This is a genomic window from Pseudomonas sp. B6001, assembly GCF_013386015.1.
Lineage (GTDB): Bacteria > Pseudomonadota > Gammaproteobacteria > Pseudomonadales > Pseudomonadaceae > Aquipseudomonas.
In genome coordinates, this window is the sequence record NZ_JACAOX010000011.1 from 106,541 (window position 1) to 127,944 (window position 21,404).

At 61.1% G+C, this 21,404-nt stretch carries 21 protein-coding genes; 13 read left to right on the top strand and 8 right to left on the bottom strand.

Features of this window, described 5'->3' with window-relative positions; genetic code table 11:
* Positions 1–38: 38 nt before the first annotated feature.
* Complete coding sequence (cynR, locus tag HX821_RS13445; protein ID WP_003210662.1) at positions 39–905, top strand: transcriptional regulator CynR; 867 nt, start codon at positions 39–41, stop codon at positions 903–905.
* On the opposite strand, the gene HX821_RS13450 is transcribed toward cynR, so the two are convergent.
* Positions 880–1,656 carry a transporter substrate-binding domain-containing protein gene (locus HX821_RS13450; RefSeq protein ID WP_177035893.1) on the bottom strand — a complete coding sequence of 259 codons (777 nt, stop codon included), beginning with the start codon at positions 1,654–1,656 and terminating at the stop codon, positions 880–882. The two genes, cynR and HX821_RS13450, sit on opposite strands and share 26 nt — an antisense overlap.
* Before the next feature lie 387 nt (positions 1,657–2,043).
* Here HX821_RS13450 and HX821_RS13455 point away from each other — a divergent pair, with 387 nt between their 5' ends.
* The 6 genes from HX821_RS13455 (at position 2,044) to HX821_RS13480 (ending at position 10,405) form a co-directional block, all read left to right on the top strand.
* Positions 2,044–3,417 carry a glutamine synthetase family protein gene (locus tag HX821_RS13455; RefSeq protein WP_003210664.1) on the top strand — a complete coding sequence of 458 codons (1,374 nt, stop codon included), beginning with the start codon at positions 2,044–2,046 and terminating at the stop codon, positions 3,415–3,417.
* Positions 3,418–3,562: 145 nt separating this feature from the next.
* Positions 3,563–4,213, top strand: coding sequence for a class I SAM-dependent methyltransferase (locus HX821_RS13460; RefSeq protein ID WP_003210665.1), 651 nt, complete (start codon positions 3,563–3,565; stop codon positions 4,211–4,213).
* Positions 4,214–4,335: 122 nt separating this feature from the next.
* Positions 4,336–5,469, top strand: coding sequence for a ribonuclease D (gene rnd / locus HX821_RS13465; RefSeq protein ID WP_008437922.1), 1,134 nt, complete (start codon positions 4,336–4,338; stop codon positions 5,467–5,469).
* On the top strand, positions 5,466–5,759 hold the full coding sequence (locus HX821_RS13470; RefSeq protein WP_003210667.1) for a YcgL domain-containing protein: 294 nt from the start codon (positions 5,466–5,468) through the stop codon (positions 5,757–5,759). Before rnd ends, HX821_RS13470 begins: the two co-directional genes overlap by 4 nt.
* A 117-nt stretch (positions 5,760–5,876) precedes the next feature.
* Positions 5,877–6,809 (top strand): D-2-hydroxyacid dehydrogenase, encoded by a 933-nt coding sequence (locus HX821_RS13475; RefSeq protein WP_003210668.1) that lies wholly within the window; start codon positions 5,877–5,879, stop codon positions 6,807–6,809.
* Between the two features lie 209 nt (positions 6,810–7,018).
* Positions 7,019–10,405: a hypothetical protein gene (locus HX821_RS13480; RefSeq protein WP_256344171.1), complete on the top strand. Its 3,387-nt coding sequence runs from the start codon at positions 7,019–7,021 to the stop codon at positions 10,403–10,405.
* Positions 10,406–10,485: 80 nt separating this feature from the next.
* On the opposite strand, the gene HX821_RS13485 is transcribed toward HX821_RS13480, so the two are convergent.
* Positions 10,486–11,085, bottom strand: a complete 600-nt coding sequence (locus HX821_RS13485; RefSeq protein WP_008437924.1) for a nitroreductase family protein — start codon at positions 11,083–11,085, stop codon at positions 10,486–10,488.
* Positions 11,086–11,238: 153 nt separating this feature from the next.
* On the opposite strand from HX821_RS13485, the gene HX821_RS13490 reads away from it, so the two are divergent.
* On the top strand, positions 11,239–11,688 hold the full coding sequence (locus HX821_RS13490) for a YcgN family cysteine cluster protein (RefSeq protein WP_003210671.1): 450 nt from the start codon (positions 11,239–11,241) through the stop codon (positions 11,686–11,688).
* 12 nt (positions 11,689–11,700) lie between these two features.
* The gene (locus tag HX821_RS13495) at positions 11,701–12,939 is read left to right on the top strand and encodes a hypothetical protein (protein ID WP_177035895.1); all 1,239 of its coding nucleotides are present in this window, start codon (positions 11,701–11,703) and stop codon (positions 12,937–12,939) included.
* Positions 12,940–13,045: 106 nt separating this feature from the next.
* On the opposite strand, the gene HX821_RS13500 is transcribed toward HX821_RS13495, so the two are convergent.
* The 3 genes from HX821_RS13500 to HX821_RS13510 all read right to left on the bottom strand — a co-directional run bounded on the left by HX821_RS13500 (position 13,046) and on the right by HX821_RS13510 (position 14,596).
* Positions 13,046–13,396: a DUF2892 domain-containing protein gene (locus tag HX821_RS13500; protein WP_003210673.1), complete on the bottom strand. Its 351-nt coding sequence runs from the start codon at positions 13,394–13,396 to the stop codon at positions 13,046–13,048.
* A 69-nt stretch (positions 13,397–13,465) separates the two neighbouring features.
* Positions 13,466–13,933 carry an RNA methyltransferase gene (locus HX821_RS13505; RefSeq protein WP_003210674.1) on the bottom strand — a complete coding sequence of 156 codons (468 nt, stop codon included), beginning with the start codon at positions 13,931–13,933 and terminating at the stop codon, positions 13,466–13,468.
* Positions 13,934–14,221: 288 nt separating this feature from the next.
* Positions 14,222–14,596, bottom strand: coding sequence for a YajD family HNH nuclease (locus HX821_RS13510; RefSeq protein WP_003210675.1), 375 nt, complete (start codon positions 14,594–14,596; stop codon positions 14,222–14,224).
* Between the two features lie 147 nt (positions 14,597–14,743).
* Between HX821_RS13510 and HX821_RS13515 the strand changes: the two genes are divergently transcribed.
* Complete coding sequence (locus HX821_RS13515) at positions 14,744–15,658, top strand: ParB/Srx family N-terminal domain-containing protein (protein WP_177035896.1); 915 nt, start codon at positions 14,744–14,746, stop codon at positions 15,656–15,658.
* A gap of 573 nt (positions 15,659–16,231) precedes the next feature.
* Complete coding sequence (gene rarD / locus HX821_RS13520) at positions 16,232–17,116, top strand: EamA family transporter RarD (RefSeq protein WP_023659097.1); 885 nt, start codon at positions 16,232–16,234, stop codon at positions 17,114–17,116.
* A gap of 34 nt (positions 17,117–17,150) precedes the next feature.
* On the opposite strand, the gene HX821_RS13525 is transcribed toward rarD, so the two are convergent.
* Positions 17,151–17,837, bottom strand: coding sequence for a spermidine synthase (locus HX821_RS13525; protein ID WP_063032534.1), 687 nt, complete (start codon positions 17,835–17,837; stop codon positions 17,151–17,153).
* 78 nt (positions 17,838–17,915) lie between these two features.
* Here HX821_RS13525 and HX821_RS13530 point away from each other — a divergent pair, with 78 nt between their 5' ends.
* A complete protein-coding gene (locus tag HX821_RS13530; protein WP_003210679.1) occupies positions 17,916–18,203 on the top strand; it encodes a hypothetical protein in 288 nt (95 codons plus the stop codon).
* Here the strand turns inward: HX821_RS13530 and HX821_RS13535 are convergent.
* On the bottom strand, positions 18,200–18,673 hold the full coding sequence (locus HX821_RS13535) for a cyclic nucleotide-binding domain-containing protein (protein WP_003210680.1): 474 nt from the start codon (positions 18,671–18,673) through the stop codon (positions 18,200–18,202). The genes HX821_RS13530 and HX821_RS13535 overlap by 4 nt on opposite strands.
* A gap of 82 nt (positions 18,674–18,755) precedes the next feature.
* The gene (locus HX821_RS13540; protein WP_008437939.1) at positions 18,756–20,810 is read right to left on the bottom strand and encodes a S9 family peptidase; all 2,055 of its coding nucleotides are present in this window, start codon (positions 20,808–20,810) and stop codon (positions 18,756–18,758) included.
* Positions 20,811–20,831: 21 nt separating this feature from the next.
* Between HX821_RS13540 and HX821_RS13545 the strand changes: the two genes are divergently transcribed.
* Positions 20,832–21,380, top strand: coding sequence for a hypothetical protein (locus tag HX821_RS13545; RefSeq protein ID WP_003210682.1), 549 nt, complete (start codon positions 20,832–20,834; stop codon positions 21,378–21,380).
* Positions 21,381–21,404 lie beyond the last annotated feature (24 nt).

Sequence of the window (21,404 nt, forward strand, 5' to 3'; positions counted from 1 at the left end):
GGTTTCTATAAGTCATGCCTATAGTTGGAGCGCCTTCCATGTTGCTGCGTCATATCCGCTACCTGCTGGCCGTTGCCGAGCACCGTAATTTCACCCGGGCGGCGGAGGCGCTGCATGTGTCGCAGCCGACCTTGTCGCAGCAGATCCGGCAACTGGAAGACACTCTCGGTGCGCCACTGCTGGACCGTTCCGGCAGAAGCGTCAGCCTGACCGATGCAGGCGAGGCCTATGTGCGGTTTGCGCGCCTGGCCTTGCAGGATCTGCAGGCCGGCACCCGCGCCATGCATGACGTGCAGGACCTGAGCCGTGGCAGCTTGCGCCTGGCGATGACGCCGACATTTACCGCCTACCTGATCGGGCCGCTGCTGGCGCGATTTAACGGGCTGTATCCGGGGATTACAGTGAGTGTCGAGGAGCTGACCCAGGACCGCATGGAGGCGGCACTGACGGAGGATTTGCTGGATATCGGCATCGGTTTTACCGGCGAGCATTTGCCGGATATCGAGTGTGAAGGGGTGTTTGTCGAGGCGTTGAGCGTAGTGGTGAGCGCCGGTCATCCCGGCATTGATCGACAGTCGTGGCTCCAGCAGCCGTTGGTGCTGCTGAATGCCGGCTTCGCCACGCGTCGCTATATCGATGAGTATTTTCGCAGCCAGGCGGTGAAACCGCTGATCACCATGGAGGCCAATTCCATCAGCGCGATTATCGAAATCGTACGAAATACGCAGTTGGCGACCATCCTGCCCAGCGCGATTGCCCAGGTGCAGCCGGGGTTGCAGGCGGTGCCGCTAAGCCCGCCGTTGCCGCAACGCACGGCGGCGTTGCTCAGCCGCAAGGGAGGCTATCGCAGTGCGGCGTGCAGGGCGTTTGTCGAGCTGGTCAGGGCGCAGCCAGCCACTGATTGATGATGCCGTCATACACGCCGGTCACCGTGCTCAAGTGCAGCCACTGGTCCACGTAACTCTTCCATGGGACATCATCGCGGGGCAGCAGGAACGCTTTCTCGCTGTACTGCATGTACCGCTCGGGATTCACCGCGCACAGTCCCGGCTTGAGCTTCTGCTGATACCGCGCCTCGCTGGCGTCGGTGATCATCACGTCCGCCTTGTTCGCCAGCAGTTCCTCGAAAATCGTCACGTTATCCGGGAACAGCGTCAGTTGTGCCTTGCCCAAATGCGCCCGCGCAAATACTTCATTGGTGCCGCCCGCAGGCTCGATCACGCGTACCTGCGGCTGGTTGATCTGCTCCACCGTCTGATAGCGCTGCACATCGGCGCAACGTACCAGCGGGATCTTGCCGTCGACGCCCAATGGTTGGCTGAAAAACGCCTTTTTCTGCCGCTCCAGGGACACTGAAATACCACCCACCGCAATATCACAGCGCTGGGCCAGGAAGTCCGGCATCAGGGTTTTCCAGGTGGTCGGCACCCACTTCACCTGCACCGCAAGGCTCTTGGCCAGGGACTGGGCCATCGAAATGTCGATGCCTTCGTAGCTGCCGTCCGGGCGTAAATAGCTGTACGGCTTGTAGTCGCCGGTGGTACAGACGCTCATTTCGCCGCGCTGGAGCACTTCATCCAGGCGCGACGCAGGGCTGTCGGCCAGGGCCTGGGCAGACAGGCCGGCCAGCAGGGAAAGGGTCAGCAATGCTTTCATGCGGTCGGGTCCTTGGGCATGGGCAGGGCCGCCATTATTTGCAAATGTTTAGCCACGGCACAACCAAACTCCATCAAGACTGGATTTAACGGCTTAACCTCGCGTGTGAGGCTGCCCGGCATCTCTTTACTGTGAATCCCGCATGGACGGTTCCCCCGACACACACCCTGAGACATCGCCAGGCGCCACCGCGTCCAGCCGTCCGGATCGTCGTCGAGTCACCGCTGATGCCCTCCCTTCCGAACTCGCCTTCTGGGCGCTCTGGCACTGCCGCCACGCGCGCCCACCGGACACCTTTCTCCTACGTTGATTTGCCCGAATGGATGCCCCGCGCATCTGCCCGGCAGCGCCCGCGCGCCTGCCTGACGCGAACGTATGAGAATGCCCATGAGCACGCCCTTTGCCACCCTGCACGAAGCCCAGTCCTTTCTTGAGCAGAACCCGGATATCGAGATGTTCGAGCTGTTCATCCTCGACAACAACGGTGTGCCTCGCGGCAAACTGCTGCACCGCGATGAACTGCTGGCGGTCTATGAAAGTGGCCGGCCGCTGCCGAGTACCATCCTCGGCCTGACCATCAATGGCGACGACGTGGAGAACTCAGGGCTGGTCTGGGAAGTCGGTGATATCGACTGCCGTGCCTACCCGGTCAGCGGCAGTTTGCAGCGCATGCCGTGGCGCCTGATCCCGACGGCAGCAGTGCAAGTCAGCATGCACCCCACCGAAGGCATGCCCGCTACCGTGGCCGATCCCCGGCACCTGCTGGCCAGGGTGATTGACGACCTCAAGGCCGACGGCTATTACCCGGTGATGGCGGCGGAGCTGGAGTTCTATTTGCTCGACCAGAAACCCGACAGCAACGGCCGCCCGCAACCGGCGCGGGATGTCGACGGCGGGCGCCCGCGCTCGACCCAGGTCTACGGCCTGCGGGAGCTGGAGCAGATCGAACCGTTCCTCGCCGACCTCTACAGCGCCTGCAAACTCCAGGGCATCCCGGCGCGCACGGCGATTTCCGAATACGCCCCGGGCCAGGTGGAAATCACCCTGGAGCATCGCAGCGATGCCCTGCAAGCCATGGACGAGGCGGTGCGTTACAAGCGCCTGGTTAAGGGCGTAGCCCACAAGCACGGGATGACCGCGTGTTTCATGGCCAAGCCGTTCGACGATCTGGCCGGCACCGGCATGCACATGCACGTCAGCCTGGCGGACCGCGACGGCAATAACCTGTTTGCCAGCGAAGCGCCCGACGGCACGCCGCTGTTGCGCCACGCGGTGGGCGGCATGCTCAGCACCTTGCTCGACTCGTTGCTGATGTTCTGCCCCAACGCCAACTCCTATCGACGCTTCCAGACCAACAGCTACGCGCCGCTGGCCGCGACCTGGGGCGTGGACAACCGCACCGTCACACTGCGGGTGCCCGGCGGGCCGGCGTTTTCCCGGCATATCGAACACCGTATCTGCGGCGCCGACGCCAACCCGTACCTCGCGGCGGCCGCGATTCTGGCCGGTATCCACCGGGGCATCCGCGAACAGCGCGACCCCGGCGCGCCGGTGGAGGGCAACGGTTATGCCCAGGCCAAGGAGTTGCTGCCCACCGATTGGCTGACCACCTTGCGTGCGCTTGAAGGCTCGGTTTGGGCGCGTGAGGCGTTCGGCGGCGAATTCCTCGGCGTGTACCTGGCGGTCAAGCGGGCCGAATACCGTCAGTTCATGGGCGAGGTGGGCGAGCAGGATTGGCGCTGGTATCTGCACCAGGCCTGAAGATGAAGGCGCTGATCACAGACAGTTAACAGACAGGCAGCGGGCTGGATACTGGTTCTGCATTAACGGCGAACAATCCTTCGACCTTTTTTTCACGAGACGGTGGTTAAGCTGCGAATGTCTGATCCATTAACAGAGTCGTGTGATGCCGTCGCAACCGCCGTCTTCCATCGAGATTGAATTTGCCGAACGCGCTGGCCAGCAGCATGCCCTGGTCTGCGCCGACACGCGCCCGCCGGGGCTGTTGCGGCGCCTGGGGTTGTGGCGCGATGAGCAATTGGTGCGCCGTGCACTGAAGATCGCCGGCGAGCCAGGGCTGATTCTCGACCTGGCGTGCGGCTCCGGGCGCTTTTGGCCGGTGCTGGCCGAGCACAGCAACCGGGTGATCCTGGCGTCGGACAATTCCCAGGACATGCTCGACCACGCACGTACCCACCACGCGCCGGGCTTGCTCAAGCGGATCAAGACCTTCCAGGGCTCGGCATTTTCCATCGGCCTTTCGGCCAACGCGGTGGACTGCATTTTTTGCCTGGAGTTGTTTCGCCATGTGCCAACGGCAGAAGGGCGCCTGGCCCTGCTCGGTGAGTTTCATCGGGTAAGCCGCGACACGGTAATTGTTTCGGTCAACAGCGACAGCGGCTACCGGGCGTTGCAGCCTGGCCCGGCGGCAGTTGCCAGCCACCGGGCGCAAGTGGAGGCGGAGTTTCGCCTGGCGGGTTTCAAGGTCCTCGGTCAACAGGAGTTCATGCCCGGCTCAGCCATGTGGCGGGTGTATGTCCTGCGTAAGAGAGGATAAGTACCGACTGTCGGACTATTCTTCAGCTCCTATAAGAGTTTTCATGGCGGATGCTGTACTGCGAATGCTCGCAACTCCCTTTCGCGATATATACTGCGCGCCATTCTTCAAGGGAGAGCCGTGTGGCCATCGATATTCACTGGATCTGCGACAACGATAGCCTCGGCCAGCACTGCGCCGAATGGCAGCAGTTGCCATTCGTCGCCCTCGACACCGAATTCATGCGGGTCGACACCTTTTATCCCATAGCCGGGCTGATCCAGATCGGTGATGGCGCGCGCGCTTACCTGATCGACCCCCTGACCATCGACAACTGGCAACCCCTGGCCGCCTTGCTGGAGAACCCGGCGGTGATCAAGGTGGTACACGCGTGCAGCGAAGACCTGGAAGTGTTGCTGCGCCTAACCGGCAGCCTGCCGGTGCCGTTGTTCGACACGCAACTGGCGGCGGCCTACCTGAACCTCGGTTTCTCCATGGGCTATTCGCGGTTGGTGCAAGCCGTCCTCGATATCGAGTTGCCCAAGGGCGAGACCCGCTCCGACTGGTTGCAGCGGCCATTGTCCGAGACGCAAATCAGCTACGCCGCCGAAGACGCGGTGCACCTGGCAGAAGTCTACACACGCCTGCGCCCGAAGCTTTCCGACGACAAATACGCCTGGGTCCTGGAAGACGGTGCCGAACTGGTGGCCAACCTGCGCCGCGAAGTCGACCCGTACGAGGTTTACCGTGACGCCAAGCTCGCCTGGAAACTCTCCCGTGCCCAGCTCGCCGTATTGCGGGAACTGTGCGCCTGGCGCGAACAGCAAGCCCGTGCCCGTGACCTGCCGCGCAACCGGATCATCCGTGAGCACTCGTTATGGCCCCTGGCCAAATCCCAGCCGGATAACCTCGCCGCGCTGGGCAAGATCGAAGACATGCACCCGCGCACCGTGCGCCAGGACGGCGAGTTCCTGCTGGGCCTGATCAAGCGCGCCGGCAGCGTGCCCATGGACCAGTGGCCACCGGCGGTTGCCGAGCCATTGCCGGTGGACGCCGCCACGCTGATCAAGCAACTGCGCGCCCTGGGCCAGGCCGAGGCCGAACGCCTGGACATGGCGCCGGAACTGATGCTGCGCAAGAAAACCCTTGAAGCCCTGGTCAAGAGCGGCTACCCCGAGGGGCCTTACCAATTGCCAGATTCGCTGCGTGGCTGGCGCCGCGAACTGATGGGCCAGGCGCTGCTGGACAGCCTGGCCACTGCCGGAGAACAGCCTTGAAACGTATCTGCTCCATCTATCGCAGCCTCAAACGAAACGAGATGTACCTCTACGTGCTGAAAAGCGATGCACTGGAGCGCGTGCCGGAAAGTCTGCTGGCCGCCTTCGGCAAGCCGCACCACGCCTTCGACCTGGTGCTGAGCCCGGAGCGCAAGCTGTCCCGCGAGGACATCACCGTGGTTCTGGAGAACCTCGAAAAGCAGGGTTACCACCTGCAAATGCCGCCGGCCGAGGACGAGTACATCGAACACTTGCCCGAAGAGCTGCTGCGACGCAATGACCCGATGTGATCGGTCAGTGCCCCGTCCGGGGCACATTCATCAATGGAATTCAATTTTTTGCGGCGGCCGCACGGTACAGTGAACTGGACCGGCGGCCGCCTGCAGTGTTTTTGAAAGGTTTGAACCATGCGCGTTCTGATTGCTGAACACGATCACCCGCTGTACGCCCGGCTGCTGCGCGAAGCGGCGCCGGACCTTGAGGTCATGACCAGCGGCGACTCCGCCGAATTGTCGCGCCTGGCGGCCGATTGCCCGGTGTGGCTGGGCCAGCCGGATCTTCTGGCCACCTTGCTGCGCCAGGGGCACCAGCCACAATGGCTGCAATCCACCTGGGCCGGCATTACGCCGCTGCTGGCCGACGGCCTGCCGCGGGATTACCGCCTGACCCGCGCCGTGGGCATTTTTGGCCAGGTGATGGCCGAATACGTGCTGACTTACATGCTTGGCCATGAGCGTGAAGTGCTGGCGCGGCTGGTTAGCCAGGTCGAGCGCAAGTGGGATAACCGCATGGGCCAGAGCCTGGCGGGGCGCAAAGTGCTGATCGTCGGTACCGGTGATATCGGCCGCAGCGTTGCGCAATTCCTGCAGCCGTTTGGCGTTGAGCTGTACGGCATTGCCAGTGAGGCCCGTGAGCAGGCGCCGTTTGTCGAAGTTGCCGGGCTCGACGCGTTGCCGCGCCTGGTGGGTGAGGTGGACTACGTGGTCAACCTGCTGCCCAACACGCCGAATACCCACGATTTGTACAATGCGGCGCTGTTCAAGCAGTTCAAGCCGACCGGGTTGTTCATCAATGTCGGGCGCGGTGTGGCGGTGGTCGATGCGGACCTGGTGGAAGCGTTGAAGGAAGGCCATCTGGCCGGCGCGGTGATTGACGTTTGCCGTCAGGAACCATTGCCCCAGCGCCATCCGTTCTGGACCGCCTGGGGCTTGCTGCTGACCGGGCACAGCTCGGCGCCGACTTCGCCGGGGATGATGGTGCAATTATTTGTCGAGAATTTGCGCGCGTACCAGGCGCAGGAAACGTTGCGCGGCGAAGTGAGTTTCGAGCGCGGTTACTGACAGCGCGAAGGCCCGGCAACGCGTGTTACCGGGCGCTTACAAATTTCTGCAAACACTAATCAGATGTTCGTTTCGCAGGCCGTATGTGAGGCTCGTACCCCTCTCCAGATGGGTACATTCTCATGTTGAATGCTGGCACTGTGTCTCTCCCTCCACGGGTAACTCCGCAACTTTCCCCGCTTTCTACCGAGCCGGCGGCGCTCCCTCTATTGCCCTCTGCTCTGGGTGCTACGGCCGATCGCGATACGCAGGCCCTCGCCCCAGTCCCCCGGCAATCCGGTCTCACCGCGGCGTTGGGCGACCGCGAGAATCTGCGGACACTGGGCCAGAAGCTCAACGAAATCGCCAGCCGTCTTGGCGTGAATGCCAGCCCTCAAGCGGTGCTGGCCGCGCTGCAAACGACACCGATGCAAATACACCCCGACTCGTCCTACCCGACCCAGGCGGGTAAAGCGGCGACGGTAGAGACCTTTCTCGGAAGTATCGGCTTGGGGTTGCCCACCAATCATTTTCAGCTGACCGGTCATGCCCATGCGGTGAGTGACAGGGCACTGGAGCATCCGCTCGGCAATTTTGGCGGCGGGTTGTCCTGGCCTGTTCCCATGAGCGCCGCTGAACAACGCAGGGTACTGGCGGCGGCTACCGACCATGGCAGCCAGAACCCCAATGCACCGCACATCGGCGCAAGCGTGGGTGTACTGGAATATCTGAACGCGAACCAGCCGTTGTCGGGCGAGGCATTGGCTGATCCTGCCAAGGCACTCGAAACCCTCGTCAGCTCCACCCGCGGGCAGGCACTGGGGCAAGCCATACAGGACCAGCTTGGGGGCGCCGCCTCCGAGACCAGCGTGAACGAGTACGCACTGAGTGCGATCCATCTGCTGCTTGACCCGGAGTCCATCACGGCGCCGCACCGTAACCGCGTGGCGGGTTTCGACCTCGCCCAACAAGCCCATTGGGGCAAGCCGGCTTCGACAGTGCTCGAGCGCCTGAGCACTTACCTGCACGAAAATCACAAGACCAGTCCCGAGATGGCCAAGGCCGGCGCCTATTTGTTACTGGCACGAAAGGCGCCCGAGTTTTTGATCAAGGACATCCCCGACCGCGTGACCTACGGCAGCCCGGCCTGGGTAAGCCTCGCGGTCGCAGCGGCGGCCATAGAGGCGCAGTTCCCCGGAAAGGTGGCGCACATGACCTTTGCCCAAGTCATGTCCAGCGCGGAAAACGCGATCCTGACGAATCGAGCCGCCGCCGAACATGCACAAAAGGCGGCATTGGTGGACTGGGCCGTGGTCAACGGGATCGTCACATGCCAGCCAGGTGATCGTTACAGCGACGATGAGATAGACCGTGCAAGGACGGCATTCAACGCACAACTGAAGTCGACGCTTGCGGCTACCGGTTTGTTGGAAGCCGAAATTCCAAGCCGTAAAGACATTGCGTTGGCCCATTTGAAGGAGCGGTTTGGCGAACACGTACCTTTTGAAGAGAAACGACTGAAGATCGTTGACTCGAAACAACCGTCAGCCCAACCACTTTATGATCCGAACCGGGCGCCCGGCGGGCTTTTCTCGTTGTTGGACATCGCCATGAGCGGACTTGGCCAATACCCATGGGAAACCAGGGACTCGAGCATTGCCGAGGCAATCAAAGGCAAGAGCCTGGATTTCAGCGTGAACAAAATCTTCAACGAAGAATTTGAACAAGCAATCACTTCTCGCCAGCAAGGGGTTCGCAGCGTCATCAGGCACCTTGTCGCAACACTGCCCTTGGTTGACCGGGAAAACCTGGAGTTTGCAAAGCTCGAGTTTTTTCAGAAAAACACTTATGAACTGGGCCTCGACTTCACCTCTAAAAAACGCCAGGGCGCGGAAAACAAACTGTGGGTCAAGGCCACCGGAAGAAATGGCAACACCGTTTATGAAATTGATTTGAACGCAGGTGCAATCAAGTCGGTGCCGGCCTCGGAGTTAACAACAAAACGCGAGCGGCAGGCCAACAAGGAGTTCAAGACGGAGCCCTTCAAGCCCAAGACCGTGAGCGAGGCTGCCCTTGGCCAAAAGAGCCAGGACGGCTTGTCAACGCCGCCCCCCAGTTTTTCCAGTGCGCGAACCCAGCACATTGCCGATGCCTTTGTTGAGCATCTTGATCTCGACAGTGATGACATAAAAACCTATGCCCGGGGTGTCACCTCGTTCGATAAACAAATGGCAACCGAGTGGAACGTCACCCACTTTTTTCTTGACCTGATTCCGCTCAGGTCCGCCATCGTGAATTTTTCCAGGGGTAACCACCTGGAAGGGGCCAGTGACCTGGCGCTGGATGTCTTTGGTTTTGTCACGGCGGGCGCGGGTGTGGCGGCGAAAGTCACGAAGGCGGGGGCCAAGGTCGCGAGCGCCGCCGCCAAGGCCATTCAAGTGGCAAAAGTCATCGGTGTGGCTGCCATTCAAGCATTCAACCCATTGGATGGCTTCAGCGAACTGGTCGCGGGCGGTGCCCGATTGCTGGGCAAAGGCGCCAACTTTGTACGCGCCACGGGTGCAGAGGTGGTCAACAAGCTCAGGGGCGCGAGCGGCAGCTATGACCTGTTGAAGGCTGCCAGTAAACACTATGACGCAGCAGCGACGGGTACCTTCAAGGTCGCCGGGCAAAGCGTTGATGGAGGCGCGGTACTCCAGAACGGTCGATGGTATGCGTTTGATGTGGACAGGATGCGGCCTTACGGCAGCCCTCTTGAAGGCTTCACCGCAAAAACGAGTGCGATGGATGGGGCGATCATCACCACGCCTGCCGAGCCGGGCAGCGCCCTGAACAACCGGTTGCTTGGCGACTACAGCGTGGCCGAATCGAAAATAGCCGGGCTTGCGCGCAACAGTCAGGGGATCTATGTGGCGGCGGACGGTCACTTGTCCCACATCCGCCATACCGATACTGCCGGCAACACTGCGGTCTACGAAGTGCGGCAAGTGACTCGCACCGCCGACGGTGCCGTACAGGCGCAGATTTATCACAACAACCGGCAAACGCCGTTGCTGGTGCAGCACCTTCAGGGGGACCAATGGCAGCGCCTGGGGGCACGCGGCGGTAACCCGCCTTCTGTGGCATCAGACCTGGGGCCGGAAATTGGCGGGGGCGGTGAGGGGACGATCTACGACAGTCTCGACGGGAAAAGTGTCTATAAGGACTATGGCCCTTCATCCATGACTTCTGCCGACGACTTTGTCGATAACGAGACCCTGTGCCTGAACAGCTATTACGGTGACGGCTTTGCAACCACGATATTTGAAAATGGTCGCCGTTATTTGAAAATGGGCAAGCTGGACGGGGTGGATGTAAATACCCTGGCAAGGGGAAGTTTGCCCCCAGAGGCCAGGCTTTTACTGGATGACGCATTTCGGCGCATGGAACAGAAAAATCTTTACCACAACGATCTGCAGTTAAGTAATTTCCTGTATTCAGCGAGGGATAATAAAATCTATCCAGTGGACTTGAACGCAAACGGTCTTGAAGACATGACACCGTTTCTCGCCAGTATGTACAAGCGTGATCGAGACGAGCTGCGCAGGGCCTATTACGCGCTGATCGCCAAGGCGTAGCTGCACTTGTGGCGGGTGTACCCTGCTGTGATCGCAGCAGCAGGGTTTTGACGTGACCGTCAACGACTGCCAGAGCGTGTTCAGTCCTGGTGGTTGAAGTCGCCTTCGGACACCAGCTCGTTCAATGGACGACGCGGGCTCGGGGTTTCCCGGGCTTGCAGGTAGTCGGCCAGGGTCGATTTGTCGCCGAGCTTGCCAATCGCCACCGCAGCGTGCAGGGCGTAACCTTCAGGAATCTTCAGTTCCTTGCGGGTCAGTTCCTGGTCGAAACCGGCCATGCCGTGGGTGTGCCAGCCGCTGAGGCTGGCTTGCAGCGCCAGGTGGCCCCAGGCCGAGCCGGTGTCAAAGGTGTGCCACAGGGCCGGGGTTTCTTCGGTGGCACCAGGCACGGCAAAGGTCGTCTTCGACGCGACGATCACCAGGGCCGAGGCATGCTGTGCCCAGCCACGGTTGAATTCGTTCAGCAGGCCCAGGAAACGTTCCCAGTTCGGCGTGTCGCGGCGCGCATAGAGAAAACGCCATGGCTGCGAGTTGTAGGCCGAAGGTGACCAGCGCGCGGCTTCGAAGAAGCTCAACAGGGTGTCCACCGGGATGCTTTCGCCGGTGAAGGCGCGCGGCGACCAGCGGTCGGTGAATTGTGGGTGGATCGGATAGTCGGCGACGCGTGGGTTGCTGCTCATTGGGCTGATCCTGATGAAAAACCGGGGTTCAAAACTACTTCGCCGCCGGGTGGCTGACAAGTCTTGTTCTACCGACAGTCGTAAGCGCTTGGCCCCGGGGGCCATGGGCACTAGACTGGCGGCCTTTTAACATACCGATATTGATGTAGAGCCATGGCCGCCAAAGTCGAACCTTTCTGGATCCGCAAAACCCTCGAACAACTCGACCAGGATGAGTGGGAGTCGTTGTGCGACGGCTGCGGCCTGTGCTGCCTGCAAAAGCTCGAGGATGAAGACGACAACAGCGTCTACTACACGCGCATCGCCTGCAAACTGCTGGACCTGAAAACCTGCCAGTGCACCGATTACCCCAACCGTCGCGCCTCGGTGCCCGATTGCATCCAGCTCACTCCGGGCCAGGCCGACCAGTTCAAATGGCTGCCGCCCACCTGCGGTTACCGGCTGGTCAGCGAGCGCAAGGACTTGCCGCTGTGGCACCACCTGGTCTGCGGCGATCGCGACGCTGTGCACCAGGAACGCATTTCCCAGTCCGGGCGCATGCTCAGCGAAGGCAGCGTGCCCGAGGATGACTGGGAGGATTACCTGATTTTTCGAGCAGGCTGAGAAGGAGTGTGTATGACGGTTGGAGCCAGGCTGGCGGCGAGCCTGCTGTTGTTGGTATTGAGTGCGCCGGCGTGGGCGGCGAAGAAAGTTGACCTGGACTATCACGTCAAGCTGTTGCCCCAAAGTGATCAGGCAGAAGTGCGCCTGAGCCTGTCCCAGGGCTCGGCGGTGCGCAGCCTCAACTTCGACCTGGGCCGCGACGGCGACTACAGCGACTTCAAGGCCGATGGCCAGTGGCAAGTGTTGCCGGGCATTACCCCGGGTGACAGCCGCGGCCTGTGGCAACCGAGTGCCGACAAGGCCAGCCTGACCTACCGTGTACGCCTCACCCACGCCCGCAAGAAAGGCGTCTATGAAGCGCGGATGACCCCGAGTTGGGCGCTGTTTCGCGGCGAAGACCTGGTGCCCACTGCACGTCTGGATCAACAGGACGGCATTGAACTGGTGTCGCGCCTGGTGTTTGAACTGCCTGCCGGCTGGAAAAGCGTCGAGACGTCCTGGCCGCGCATCGGCAAGAACAAATTCCGCATCGATAACGTTTCCCGCCTGTTTGACCGGCCCACCGGCTGGATGCTCGCGGGTACGCTGGGCAGTCGCAGGATGCGCCTGGGGGAAACCGAAATCACCGTGGCGTCGCCCAAAGGGCAAGGCATGCATCGCATGGATGTGCTGACCTTGCTGACGTTTGTCTGGCCGCAAGTGCAAGCGGCATTCCCACGGCACCCGGCGAAATTGCTGGTGGTGGGCGCCAGTGACCCGATGCGGCGCGGTGCGTATTCGGCGCGGGACTCGATCTACCTCAACAGCCGTACGCCGTTGGTCAGCGAGAACGGCAGCAGCCCGTTGATCCGTGAAGTGGTGCAGGCTATCGGCCGCTTCAACGACCACCAGGGCAGCGACTGGATCAGCGAGGGCTTGGCGCAGTACTACGCCATTGAGCTGATGCGCCGCGCAGGGGGGATCAGCGACGATCGTTATGCCGCCCTGCAGGCCCGGCTGGCCAACGAAGGCAAGGACGTGACCACCCTGCGGGTCGAGCACGCCAATAGCGCGACCGTCTCACGAGCGGTGGTGTTGTTGCAGGAGCTGGACCGCGAGATTCGTGTGAAAACCCACAACAAGCGTTCGCTGGATGATTTGACCCAGGCGGTGATGCGCTTGAACAGCATCAGCACAAAGGAATTCGTGCAGCTGGGGGAGAGCATTATTGGCGAGTCGTCGGTAGTACTCGATACCAAACTGCTGCACTGAAACCAAGGTGGGAGCGGGCTTGCTCGCGAAAGCGGTGTATCAGAAACACAGTCAGTGACTGACACTCCGCTTTCGCGAGCAAGCCCGCTCCCACTTTTGATCGGGGTTAACCCACAGTTTTGCTGGCGTTTTCAGCCGCCACTTCAGCCTTGGTCTTGAGGTTTTTCAGTTCCTCACCGGCGCGTTCGATCTTGGTTCGCACGCTGTTCATTTCCTGGCGGCTGCGCTCCAGCAACTCTTTCGCCGAGCTATGCCCGCTGATCCCGCGTGCCAGCGCTACGCCGCCAATCGCCACCTGGATCAAACCGAAAAAGCCGCCACGGCGCAGGCCTTTGCCCATCATCACCACACCGCCAGCCAGGGAGCCGATGCGTTCCCAGCCCTGGACGTTTTGCGTGGGTTGGGGCTCGAACGGGGTGGACCGGATAACGGGTCGCAGGGTTTTGCTGTCGCTCATGATCTGTCTCCAACAAGGGCTGATTGATATGCAGCTGACTGCACACAGGCCGCGGATGTTCCCAAAAAATCAGTATTTGGGGCCCGAACGGGTGTTGTTGCCCTTGGCCAGACGGTCGTAAAGCACCACGTTGACGGTGGCGGCGAGGTTCATGCAACCGGTGGTCGGGATGTAGATCACGTCTTCACACCAGTCGCGAATCTCTTTGTCGAGGGAGCCGTCTTCCGGGCCGAAGATATACAGCGCACGGTCCGGATGGGTGTATTCGGGGAGAGGGCGGGCGCCTTCCACCAGCTCGACGGCGACGGGGATGCAGCCCAGGGGCAGGATCTTTTTCAGGTCGTCGATACCGATCAGCGGAATGTCGTGGTGGACCTTCTTGGTGTCGGTAATAAAGTCCCGGGCCCGCTCATAGCGCTTGCCGGTGTAGAACACCGAGGCCACGCCGTAGCAGCCGGCGGCGCGCATCACCGAGCCGACGTTTTCGGGGGATTTGGGGTTGTACAGACCGATGCAGCTGTAGCGTTTATTGCCCACGGGAGAGGGTGCCTTCGAGAAAAACCGCGATTATACGGGGATTGCTCGAAAGGCGGTCAGTTTGAGCGGCACGTGTTGCAACACTGTGGCAAGGGAGCTTGCTATGGCAAAGGGGCTTGCTGTGGCGAGGGAGCTTGCTCCCGCTGGAGTGCGAAGCGCTCCCAAAAAACGTGGGGCCGCTACGCAGCCCAGCGGGAGCAAGCTCCCTCGCCACAACAAGCCTTCTCCCACTGCGAGCCTCCTTCCACAGCGAGCCATCTCCCACAGCAGGTCGGTCATTACATCGCTTCAGTCGTCTTTCTTCATCAACCCGGCCAACGCCGCAAACGGGTTGTGCGTCGCCTTGGCGATCGTCGGGCTGCTGGTGGAGCCTTCGCCGAAATACTGCTGGTCGGTATAACGCGAGTGTTCGTTGTCGTGGCAATACAGGCACAGCAACTCCCAGTTGGAGCCGTCCTGTGGGTTGTCGTCATGGTTGTGGTTGCGGTGGTGCACGGTCAGTTCGCTCAGGCGCTTGCCGGCGAATTCACGGGCGCAGCGGCCACACACGTGGGGGTACATCTTCAGGGCTTTGTCGCGGTAGCCCATTTCCCGGTCGCGCTGGGCATCGGCGAGGATGCGGTCCAGCTTGGCGGTGTGGGAGGGCGGGTTGGTCGAGCTCATCATGGCTCCTGTCTTTTAGTGGATCACGGATAGCGTTGATTCTAGCTGCTTGCGGGCTAATAAACCTCCGGCTTTTTCAGGCGCGGTCATACCGGTGAGGGGGATTGTTTGTAGTATCGACGAACTGAATCATAAGGAGCGGTACTCATGCGGATGCATTCATGGTTGTGGGCGCTGCTGTTGTGCGCCGTCAGTGTTCAGGTCCAGGCGTTTTCCACGCCCCAGCCAGGCCAGGTGATCAATGTGGCGCTGGAGCAGCTCCACCCGACCCAGGCCGTCATCGGTTTTGATCAGATTCATTACAAGCTGGGGGTATTTGCCGAGTCGCCCAAAAAAGTGTTCGACGAATATTGTGAAACCAACGGCCAGGGCGGTGTCGACAAGGTGCCTGAAGATGCCGATCTGCATAAGCCAGGCAGCTTCACCTGCAAAGACCCGGTGGGCGCTCACGTGGCGGACATGAAAACCGTGGTGGTCGGCCCCGCTGGCCAGTTGTACCTCACTGACGGCCACCACTCGTTCAGTACCTTGTGGGAGCAGCCAGGTGCCGGCGCCAAACTGAAGATGTGGGTGCGGGTCACCGATAACTTCAGCGACAGTCCCGACCTGGCGACTTTCTGGAAACGCATGGAGCAGGGCCGCAAGGTCTGGCTCAAGGACGGCCAGGGCAAGACCATCACGCCTGAGCACATTCCGGCACACCTGGGCTTCAAGGACCTCGGCGACGATATGTTCCGCAGCCTGGTTTACTTCTCCCGCAAGGCGTCCTACGGCAAGCCGACCTCTGGTGAGGTGGTGCCGGAATTCCTGGAGTTTTACTGGGGAGGATGGTTGCGCACGCAGATTGACCTCGGCGCGTTCAACCTGAACAAGCAAGGCGGGTATGAAAAGGCAATCGAGGCGGTAGCCAAGCGCATGGTCAGCCTGGCGCCCGAGGCACCGGTAGGGGACAGCGGCTTCAGCGCCCGGCAGTTGGGCGGCTTCACGTCACTTGACCGCAAAGAACTGAACGATACGTTCAAGAAGAAAGTGCCCTACGTTATCGACAGTAGAAGTAACTAAGTGACGAACCGGCAGGGGCGGCCTTGTGCTGTTTCTGTCGGGCGTATAACGGCTTAATATACAGTAAAGATCCGGCAAATATCGATTTAAATGCCGTGGGGCATTTAATTGGCTTCAGGGTGATAAAGTGTTGGACTAACTTTGCCAGTTTGTTTAATGTGGCGCCTCTTGGCCTACTGCCGTTAGTGTGTTCTGTGGTGGCGTCAGGTAGTCAATACGTCAGGTCTTTCCTGGCGACTGTCAGTTTCCCGCAAGCCGGGCTTTCCTTTCACGATATCAACCGCCGTGGTTGACGTTGTGGCGTTTCAAATCAGAAGCGCTCATCCAGAGCGTACTGCTTCCAATAACCGAAGTCGGGTGGTTGAAGTGTCTGATGATCGTCGTGCAAATAATAAAAAATCAACGCGTTACCCTGTTGTTATAACTTGAAGATTCGGGATAGGTGTCCTGTGCAAGTTGTAAGTTTATGGTGCCCGTTAATAAACTTCTGATGTTCATCTCACTGACATTCACACTGCGTGAATGCAACGGCCTGCTTCAATTGAATGCATGCAATTTTTTGTAGAGGCTGTTGTGTCTAAAGGCGTTGTTCTGGCGGTTTCCGCTTCCTTCCTGTTTGGTGTGCTGTATTTCTTTACCTCCCTTCTTGAACCCTTGAATGGCCAGCAGATATTTGGCTGGCGAATGCTCATCTCCTTGCCCTTCATGACGTTGCTGCTGTGCCTGTCCGGGGATTGGAAGTGGGTGCCGTTGATCTACAAGCGTCTGCGGGAGAAACCCGCGTTGCTGCCCTGTGTCGTGCTCACCAGTGCCCTGGTGGGTGTGCAGTTGTGGATCTTCATGTGGGCGCCCCTCAATGGCCACGGCCTGGATGTGTCGCTGGGCTATTTCCTGTTACCGCTGACCATGGTCATCACCGGGCGCATCGTTTACGGCGAACGCCTTTCCCATCTGCAAAAAATTGCCGCTGCGCTGGCGGCGGTGGGCGTGGCCAACGAGCTGTATCGCACGGGCGGGTTCTCCTGGACCACCCTGGTGGTGTGCGTCGGTTATCCGCTGTATTTCGTGCTGCGCAGGCGTTGTGGCACCGACAACCTCGGCGGGCTGTGGCTGGACATGATGCTGATGATTCCGGTCGCGCTGTGGTTCGTCCTCGGTAGTGAGCCCATCAACGAGACCCTGGCGCAGCGCCCGGCGCTCTATTGGCTGGTGCCACTCATGGGGTTGGTCAGCGCGGCGGCGGGTTATTCCTACATCCTGGCCAGCCGGCTGTTGCCGTTCAGCCTGTTCGGTTTGCTCAGTTACGCGGAACCGGTGCTGCTGGTGGCCGTGTCGCTGATGCTGGGAGACGCTCTCAAACCGGGCCAATGGATGACCTACCTGCCGATCTGGCTGGCGGTGGTGGTGTTGGTGCTGGAAGGCTTGAGGCATTTGAATCGACTGCGCCGGTCGATCTGACCTACGACCCGCGCAGTGAATTCAGGCGGCTGTTTCAGCCCTTGAGTTTCTCGGCAATCCAGATGGTATGCCGCGTGCCCTTGTTGCCATGGGCAAACACTTGCACTTCCTCGGCCTTGAAGCCGGCCTTGCGCAGTTTGTCGCTGAACTGCTTGTCGGCGCTGGCCGACCATACCGCCAGCACGCCCTTGGGCCGTAGCGCCTTGGCGCAGGCGCTTAGGCCACCGGCGGAATACAGCCAGCTGTTGGCTTTTTGCGTCAGGCCTTCGGGGCCGTTGTCGACGTCCAGCATGATCGCGTCAAACCCCTGGGGCTCGGCCTGCAGCACCTTGGCCACGTCTTCCATACGGATCACGGTGCGCGGGTCCAGCAGCGGGCGGCCGGACTTTTCCCCCAGGGGCCCGCGATTCCACTCGACCACGCCGGGCACCAGCTCGGCAACCACCACTTCGGCAGTCTTGCCCAAATGCTTGAGCGCTGCCGCCAGGGTAAAACCCATGCCCAGGCCGCCAATCAACACCCTGGAGCCGGGCCGACCGGCGACTTTGCGGCACGGAATCTCCGCCAGCGCATCCTCGGAACCGTGCATGCGCGTGTTCATCAACTGGCCACCGTCACCGCCCTGAATCTTGATGACAAAGTCCTCACCGTATTCGAACAGGCACAAGGCACCGCCGTTATCGGGGATCGGAGTGGTGTCCAGCAGAACGAAACGTTTCATGGAAATCTCATTGGGAAGGGCATTCTTGCGCGGTTGGGAGTAGCCTTACGACTTTACGGTCAGGCCATGGAGCCATCGATGAAGTGCAGCATTCTAACGGTCATTGTGTGGAGCGCGCTCGCCCTTGGCGGTGTGGCCCAGGCTCAGGAGTCGCAAACCGTGCCGATTACCCCCGCGCCCACGGCGGGTTCACCGGGTACTGCAACGCCCACGCCTTACCCGCAAGTCACGCCACCGGCAACGCCAAAGGCGGCCGGCAGCGGTGAGCCATTGTTGGCGCCGATCGTGCTGCCCGCGCCGCCGAAGGACCAGACGATCCCCGGCTTGCAGCAAAACGACATCAAGCCCAAGACCCCAGGCGGCTAAAACTGCTGGGACAGCAATTGCCCGTCCGCCATGCGCAGGCGCCTGGACAGGGCGATAGCAATCGCACGAATGATCTTGGCCGCGATTTTCGGTGCATCGTTGAGCATCTTTTCCAGGGAATCCTTGCCCAGGTTCAACAGCACGCAATCGCTGGCCGCCACACAGCTGGCGGAGCGGCGCTCGCCGTCCAGCACAGCCATCTCGCCAAAGGTCCGCCCGCTGCGCAAGGTGGCGATAGTCAGGCGCTGGCCTGCATGGTTGGTCTTCTGCACCGCCACCTGGCCTGAGTGAATGATGCACATGAAGGTGCCCGCGTCGCCCTCGAGGAAAATCACCTCATCGCGGGCGATGCTGCTGATGTTGAAATAGCCCGCCGCTACGTGGAAGTCTTCCGGCAGCAACGGGTCGAACAGGCCGCAATCCATCAGCATGTCGCGGATTTCGTTATTGAGTAAGGTCGGTTCTGGCATGAGGCTTACAGTCTTTGTCCATAAATCGTGCAGGGCGCGCCCGGCGGTCAAGTGTTCAGACCGGCCCGCCAGGCGGAGTTCCTTAAATCAGCCCCAGCGCCTTGAAAACAAATGCATATTCGAGTGCTACGTCACGTAATCCCTGGTAACGACCACTCATGCCGCCGTGGCCGGCGCCCAGCTCGGTCTTGAGCAGCAACAGGTTGTCGTCGGTCCTGGTGTCGCGCAGCTTGGCCACCCACTTCGCCGCTTCCCAATACTGCACGCGGCTGTCGTTGTAGCCGGCGATCACCAGCGTGGCCGGATAGGCCTGGGCGCTGACGTTTTCGTACGGTGCGTACGCCTTGATCCGCTCATACACCTCGGGCTCCTGCGGGTTGCCCCATTCGTCGTACTCGGTGATGGTCAGCGGCAACTCGGGGTCGAGCATGGTGTTGAGCACATCGACGAACGGCACTTCGGCAATCGCCGCCTGGAACAGCTCCGGGCGTTGATTGAGCACCGCGCCGATCAACAGGCCGCCGGCGCTGCCGCCGCTGATGGCCAGTTGCTTGGAGGTGGTCAGGCCCTGGGCGATCAAGTGTTCGGCGCAGGCGATAAAGTCGCTGAAGGTGTTTTGCTTGTGCTCCTGCTTGCCGCCGCGATACCAGGCCTCACCCAGTTCGCCGCCGCCGCGTACATGGGCAATGGCGAAGGCCACGCCACGGTCCAGCAGGCTCAGGCGGGCGTGGGAGAACCACGGGTCGAGGCTGTGGCCGTAGGCGCCGTAGCCGTACAGATACAGGGGCGTCGGCTTACCCAACTGATCGCGTCGGACGACAAGACTGATCGGCACCTGAGTGCCATCGGCCGACGTTGCCCACAGGCGTTGGCTGACGTAGTCGTCGGCGTTGAACACGCCCAGCACCGGGGTTTCCTTGAGCACTTGTTGTGCGCCGCCGGCCAGTTCCAGCTGACGAACCTGGGCCGGGCGGTTCAGCGCCTCATAGCGCAGGCGGATCTTGTCGCTGGCAAATTCCAGGCTGTTTTGCACATAGAGGCTGTAGGCCGCGTCCGGTAACTCCACGCGATAAGCGGCTTGCCCCTGTGGGTGCACTTCGATGATCGGCAGGCCGCCGATCCGCAGGCTCAGGGTCATGGCCCGGGCATTGAGGCTTACGCCATCGAGCATTACCGCGTCGTCGTGGGGGATCAGGTTCAGCCAGTCGTCCTGGGTCGGCACACTGCCGGTGTCGGCCGCCTGGAACAGCGCAAAGTTGATGCCGTCACGGTTGCTGCGGATAAACCAGGTCCACTGGTCGTCCAGCTTGCCGTGGTCGACGTCATATTCATGGCCTTCGACCCGTGGCGCCATGCAGGTAAACGCCTGCTGCGGCTTTTCGGCGTCCAGGGCCCAGATCTCGCTGGTGGTCTTGCTGCCCAGGGCCAGCAGCAACTGACGCTCGGAGCTGGAGCGGTAGCAGTGCAGGAAGAAACGTCCGTCAGGCTCGTGGAACACTTCTTCGGCGGCAGTGCCGTCCAGGCGATAGCGATACAGCTTGTGCGGGCGATGGGTGTCGTCCAGTTCGGTGAAGAACAGGGTCAGGCTGTCGTTGGCCCAGGTCATGCTGCCATCGCAGTCTTCAAACTCCAGTTCGCTGACCTTGCCGGTGGCCAATTCCTTCACGTAGAGGGTGTAGATCTCTTCGCCGCTGGTATCCAGGCTGTAGGCCAGGCGCTGGTGGTCCGGGCTGATGCTGAAGGCGCCGAGGGAGAAAAAGCCGCCATTGGCCAGTACGTTCGGGTCCAGCAGCAGCTCTTCCGCGCTTTCGTCGACCTGTTGGCTGTCGTCCGCCGGGCGCGGGCAGCGGTAGTGGCGGGCGTATTCGTCGCCGGCGGTGGTGCGGGTGTAATACAGGTACGGGCCCCAGGGCGAGGGCAGGGACAGGTCGGTTTCGAGAATGCGGCCCTTGATCTCCTCGAACAGGGTCTCGCGCAGCGCCTGCTGGTCGGACAATTGTGCTTCTTGCCAGGCATTTTCCGCCTTGAGGTAATCGAGCACCTCGGCGCTGTCACGCGCTTGCAGCCAGGCATACGGGTCGGTGCCTGGGGCCTTGCGGGCGATCGGGGCGGCAGTGATGTGGGTCGATGGGGGCATGGATCACTCTCTGTCTGGCGGTTGGCCGACGGCATTGCAGCCTCGGCACTGAAAAGCCGTTATCATAGCGGCCTGTTTGCCTACCTTGCCATGGACACCATGACCGAGAACGACTATCTGATCGCTTGGGGCCTCTACGCCTTCGCAGCCCTGGGTTGCCTGTTGGTGTGGTTTGCCATGACCCGCTGGATGTGGCGCTGGCTGCGCGAGCCACTGCGGTTGCTGGTGGCGGTGCTGCTGTTCAGCCCGACCATCGTCGACCCGGTGAAGACCCAGTTCGCCCCGGCCGTGGCCATCACCGCCCTGGACCTGGTGCTCAAGGTCGGCAACAACGCCTGGCGGGCGATTTCCGATCTGTTCATGTATTGCATGATCGCGTTCGGCGTGTACCTGGTGTTCGTGCTGATCCGCTGGCCCATCGAGCGTGCCGCCAGGGTTCGTCGTGAGCAGAAGGCCGCCGCTGCGGCAGCCGCTGCTGCCGAGCCGGAGGATGACGACGAACCCTTCGCCGATGAGCGTTACGGTCGCCCGGCACCTGTCAGCGGTATGCGGGTCGAACCGCGCCTTTAACGTTGTACGCCCTGTATCGAGAAG

Excerpts from the sequence above, each read along its gene's own strand:
- HX821_RS13530 (WP_003210679.1), top strand. The coding sequence starts at position 17,916 with ATGAAGTGCAGCATTCTAACGGTCATTGTGTGGAGCGCGCTCGCCCTT.
- HX821_RS13495 (WP_177035895.1), top strand. The coding sequence starts at position 11,701 with ATGACGGTTGGAGCCAGGCTGGCGGCGAGCCTGCTGTTGTTGGTATTG.
- HX821_RS13535 (WP_003210680.1), bottom strand. The coding sequence starts at position 18,673 with ATGCCAGAACCGACCTTACTCAATAACGAAATCCGCGACATGCTGATG.
- HX821_RS13525 (WP_063032534.1), bottom strand. The coding sequence starts at position 17,837 with ATGAAACGTTTCGTTCTGCTGGACACCACTCCGATCCCCGATAACGGC.
- HX821_RS13460 (WP_003210665.1), top strand. The coding sequence starts at position 3,563 with ATGCCGTCGCAACCGCCGTCTTCCATCGAGATTGAATTTGCCGAACGC.
- HX821_RS13455 (WP_003210664.1), top strand. The coding sequence starts at position 2,044 with ATGAGCACGCCCTTTGCCACCCTGCACGAAGCCCAGTCCTTTCTTGAG.
- HX821_RS13450 (WP_177035893.1), bottom strand. The coding sequence starts at position 1,656 with ATGAAAGCATTGCTGACCCTTTCCCTGCTGGCCGGCCTGTCTGCCCAG.
- HX821_RS13515 (WP_177035896.1), top strand. The coding sequence starts at position 14,744 with ATGCGGATGCATTCATGGTTGTGGGCGCTGCTGTTGTGCGCCGTCAGT.
- HX821_RS13510 (WP_003210675.1), bottom strand. The coding sequence starts at position 14,596 with ATGAGCTCGACCAACCCGCCCTCCCACACCGCCAAGCTGGACCGCATC.
- HX821_RS13490 (WP_003210671.1), top strand. The coding sequence starts at position 11,239 with ATGGCCGCCAAAGTCGAACCTTTCTGGATCCGCAAAACCCTCGAACAA.
- HX821_RS13540 (WP_008437939.1), bottom strand. The coding sequence starts at position 20,810 with ATGCCCCCATCGACCCACATCACTGCCGCCCCGATCGCCCGCAAGGCC.
- HX821_RS13500 (WP_003210673.1), bottom strand. The coding sequence starts at position 13,396 with ATGAGCGACAGCAAAACCCTGCGACCCGTTATCCGGTCCACCCCGTTC.
- HX821_RS13475 (WP_003210668.1), top strand. The coding sequence starts at position 5,877 with ATGCGCGTTCTGATTGCTGAACACGATCACCCGCTGTACGCCCGGCTG.
- cynR (WP_003210662.1), top strand. The coding sequence starts at position 39 with ATGTTGCTGCGTCATATCCGCTACCTGCTGGCCGTTGCCGAGCACCGT.
- HX821_RS13485 (WP_008437924.1), bottom strand. The coding sequence starts at position 11,085 with ATGAGCAGCAACCCACGCGTCGCCGACTATCCGATCCACCCACAATTC.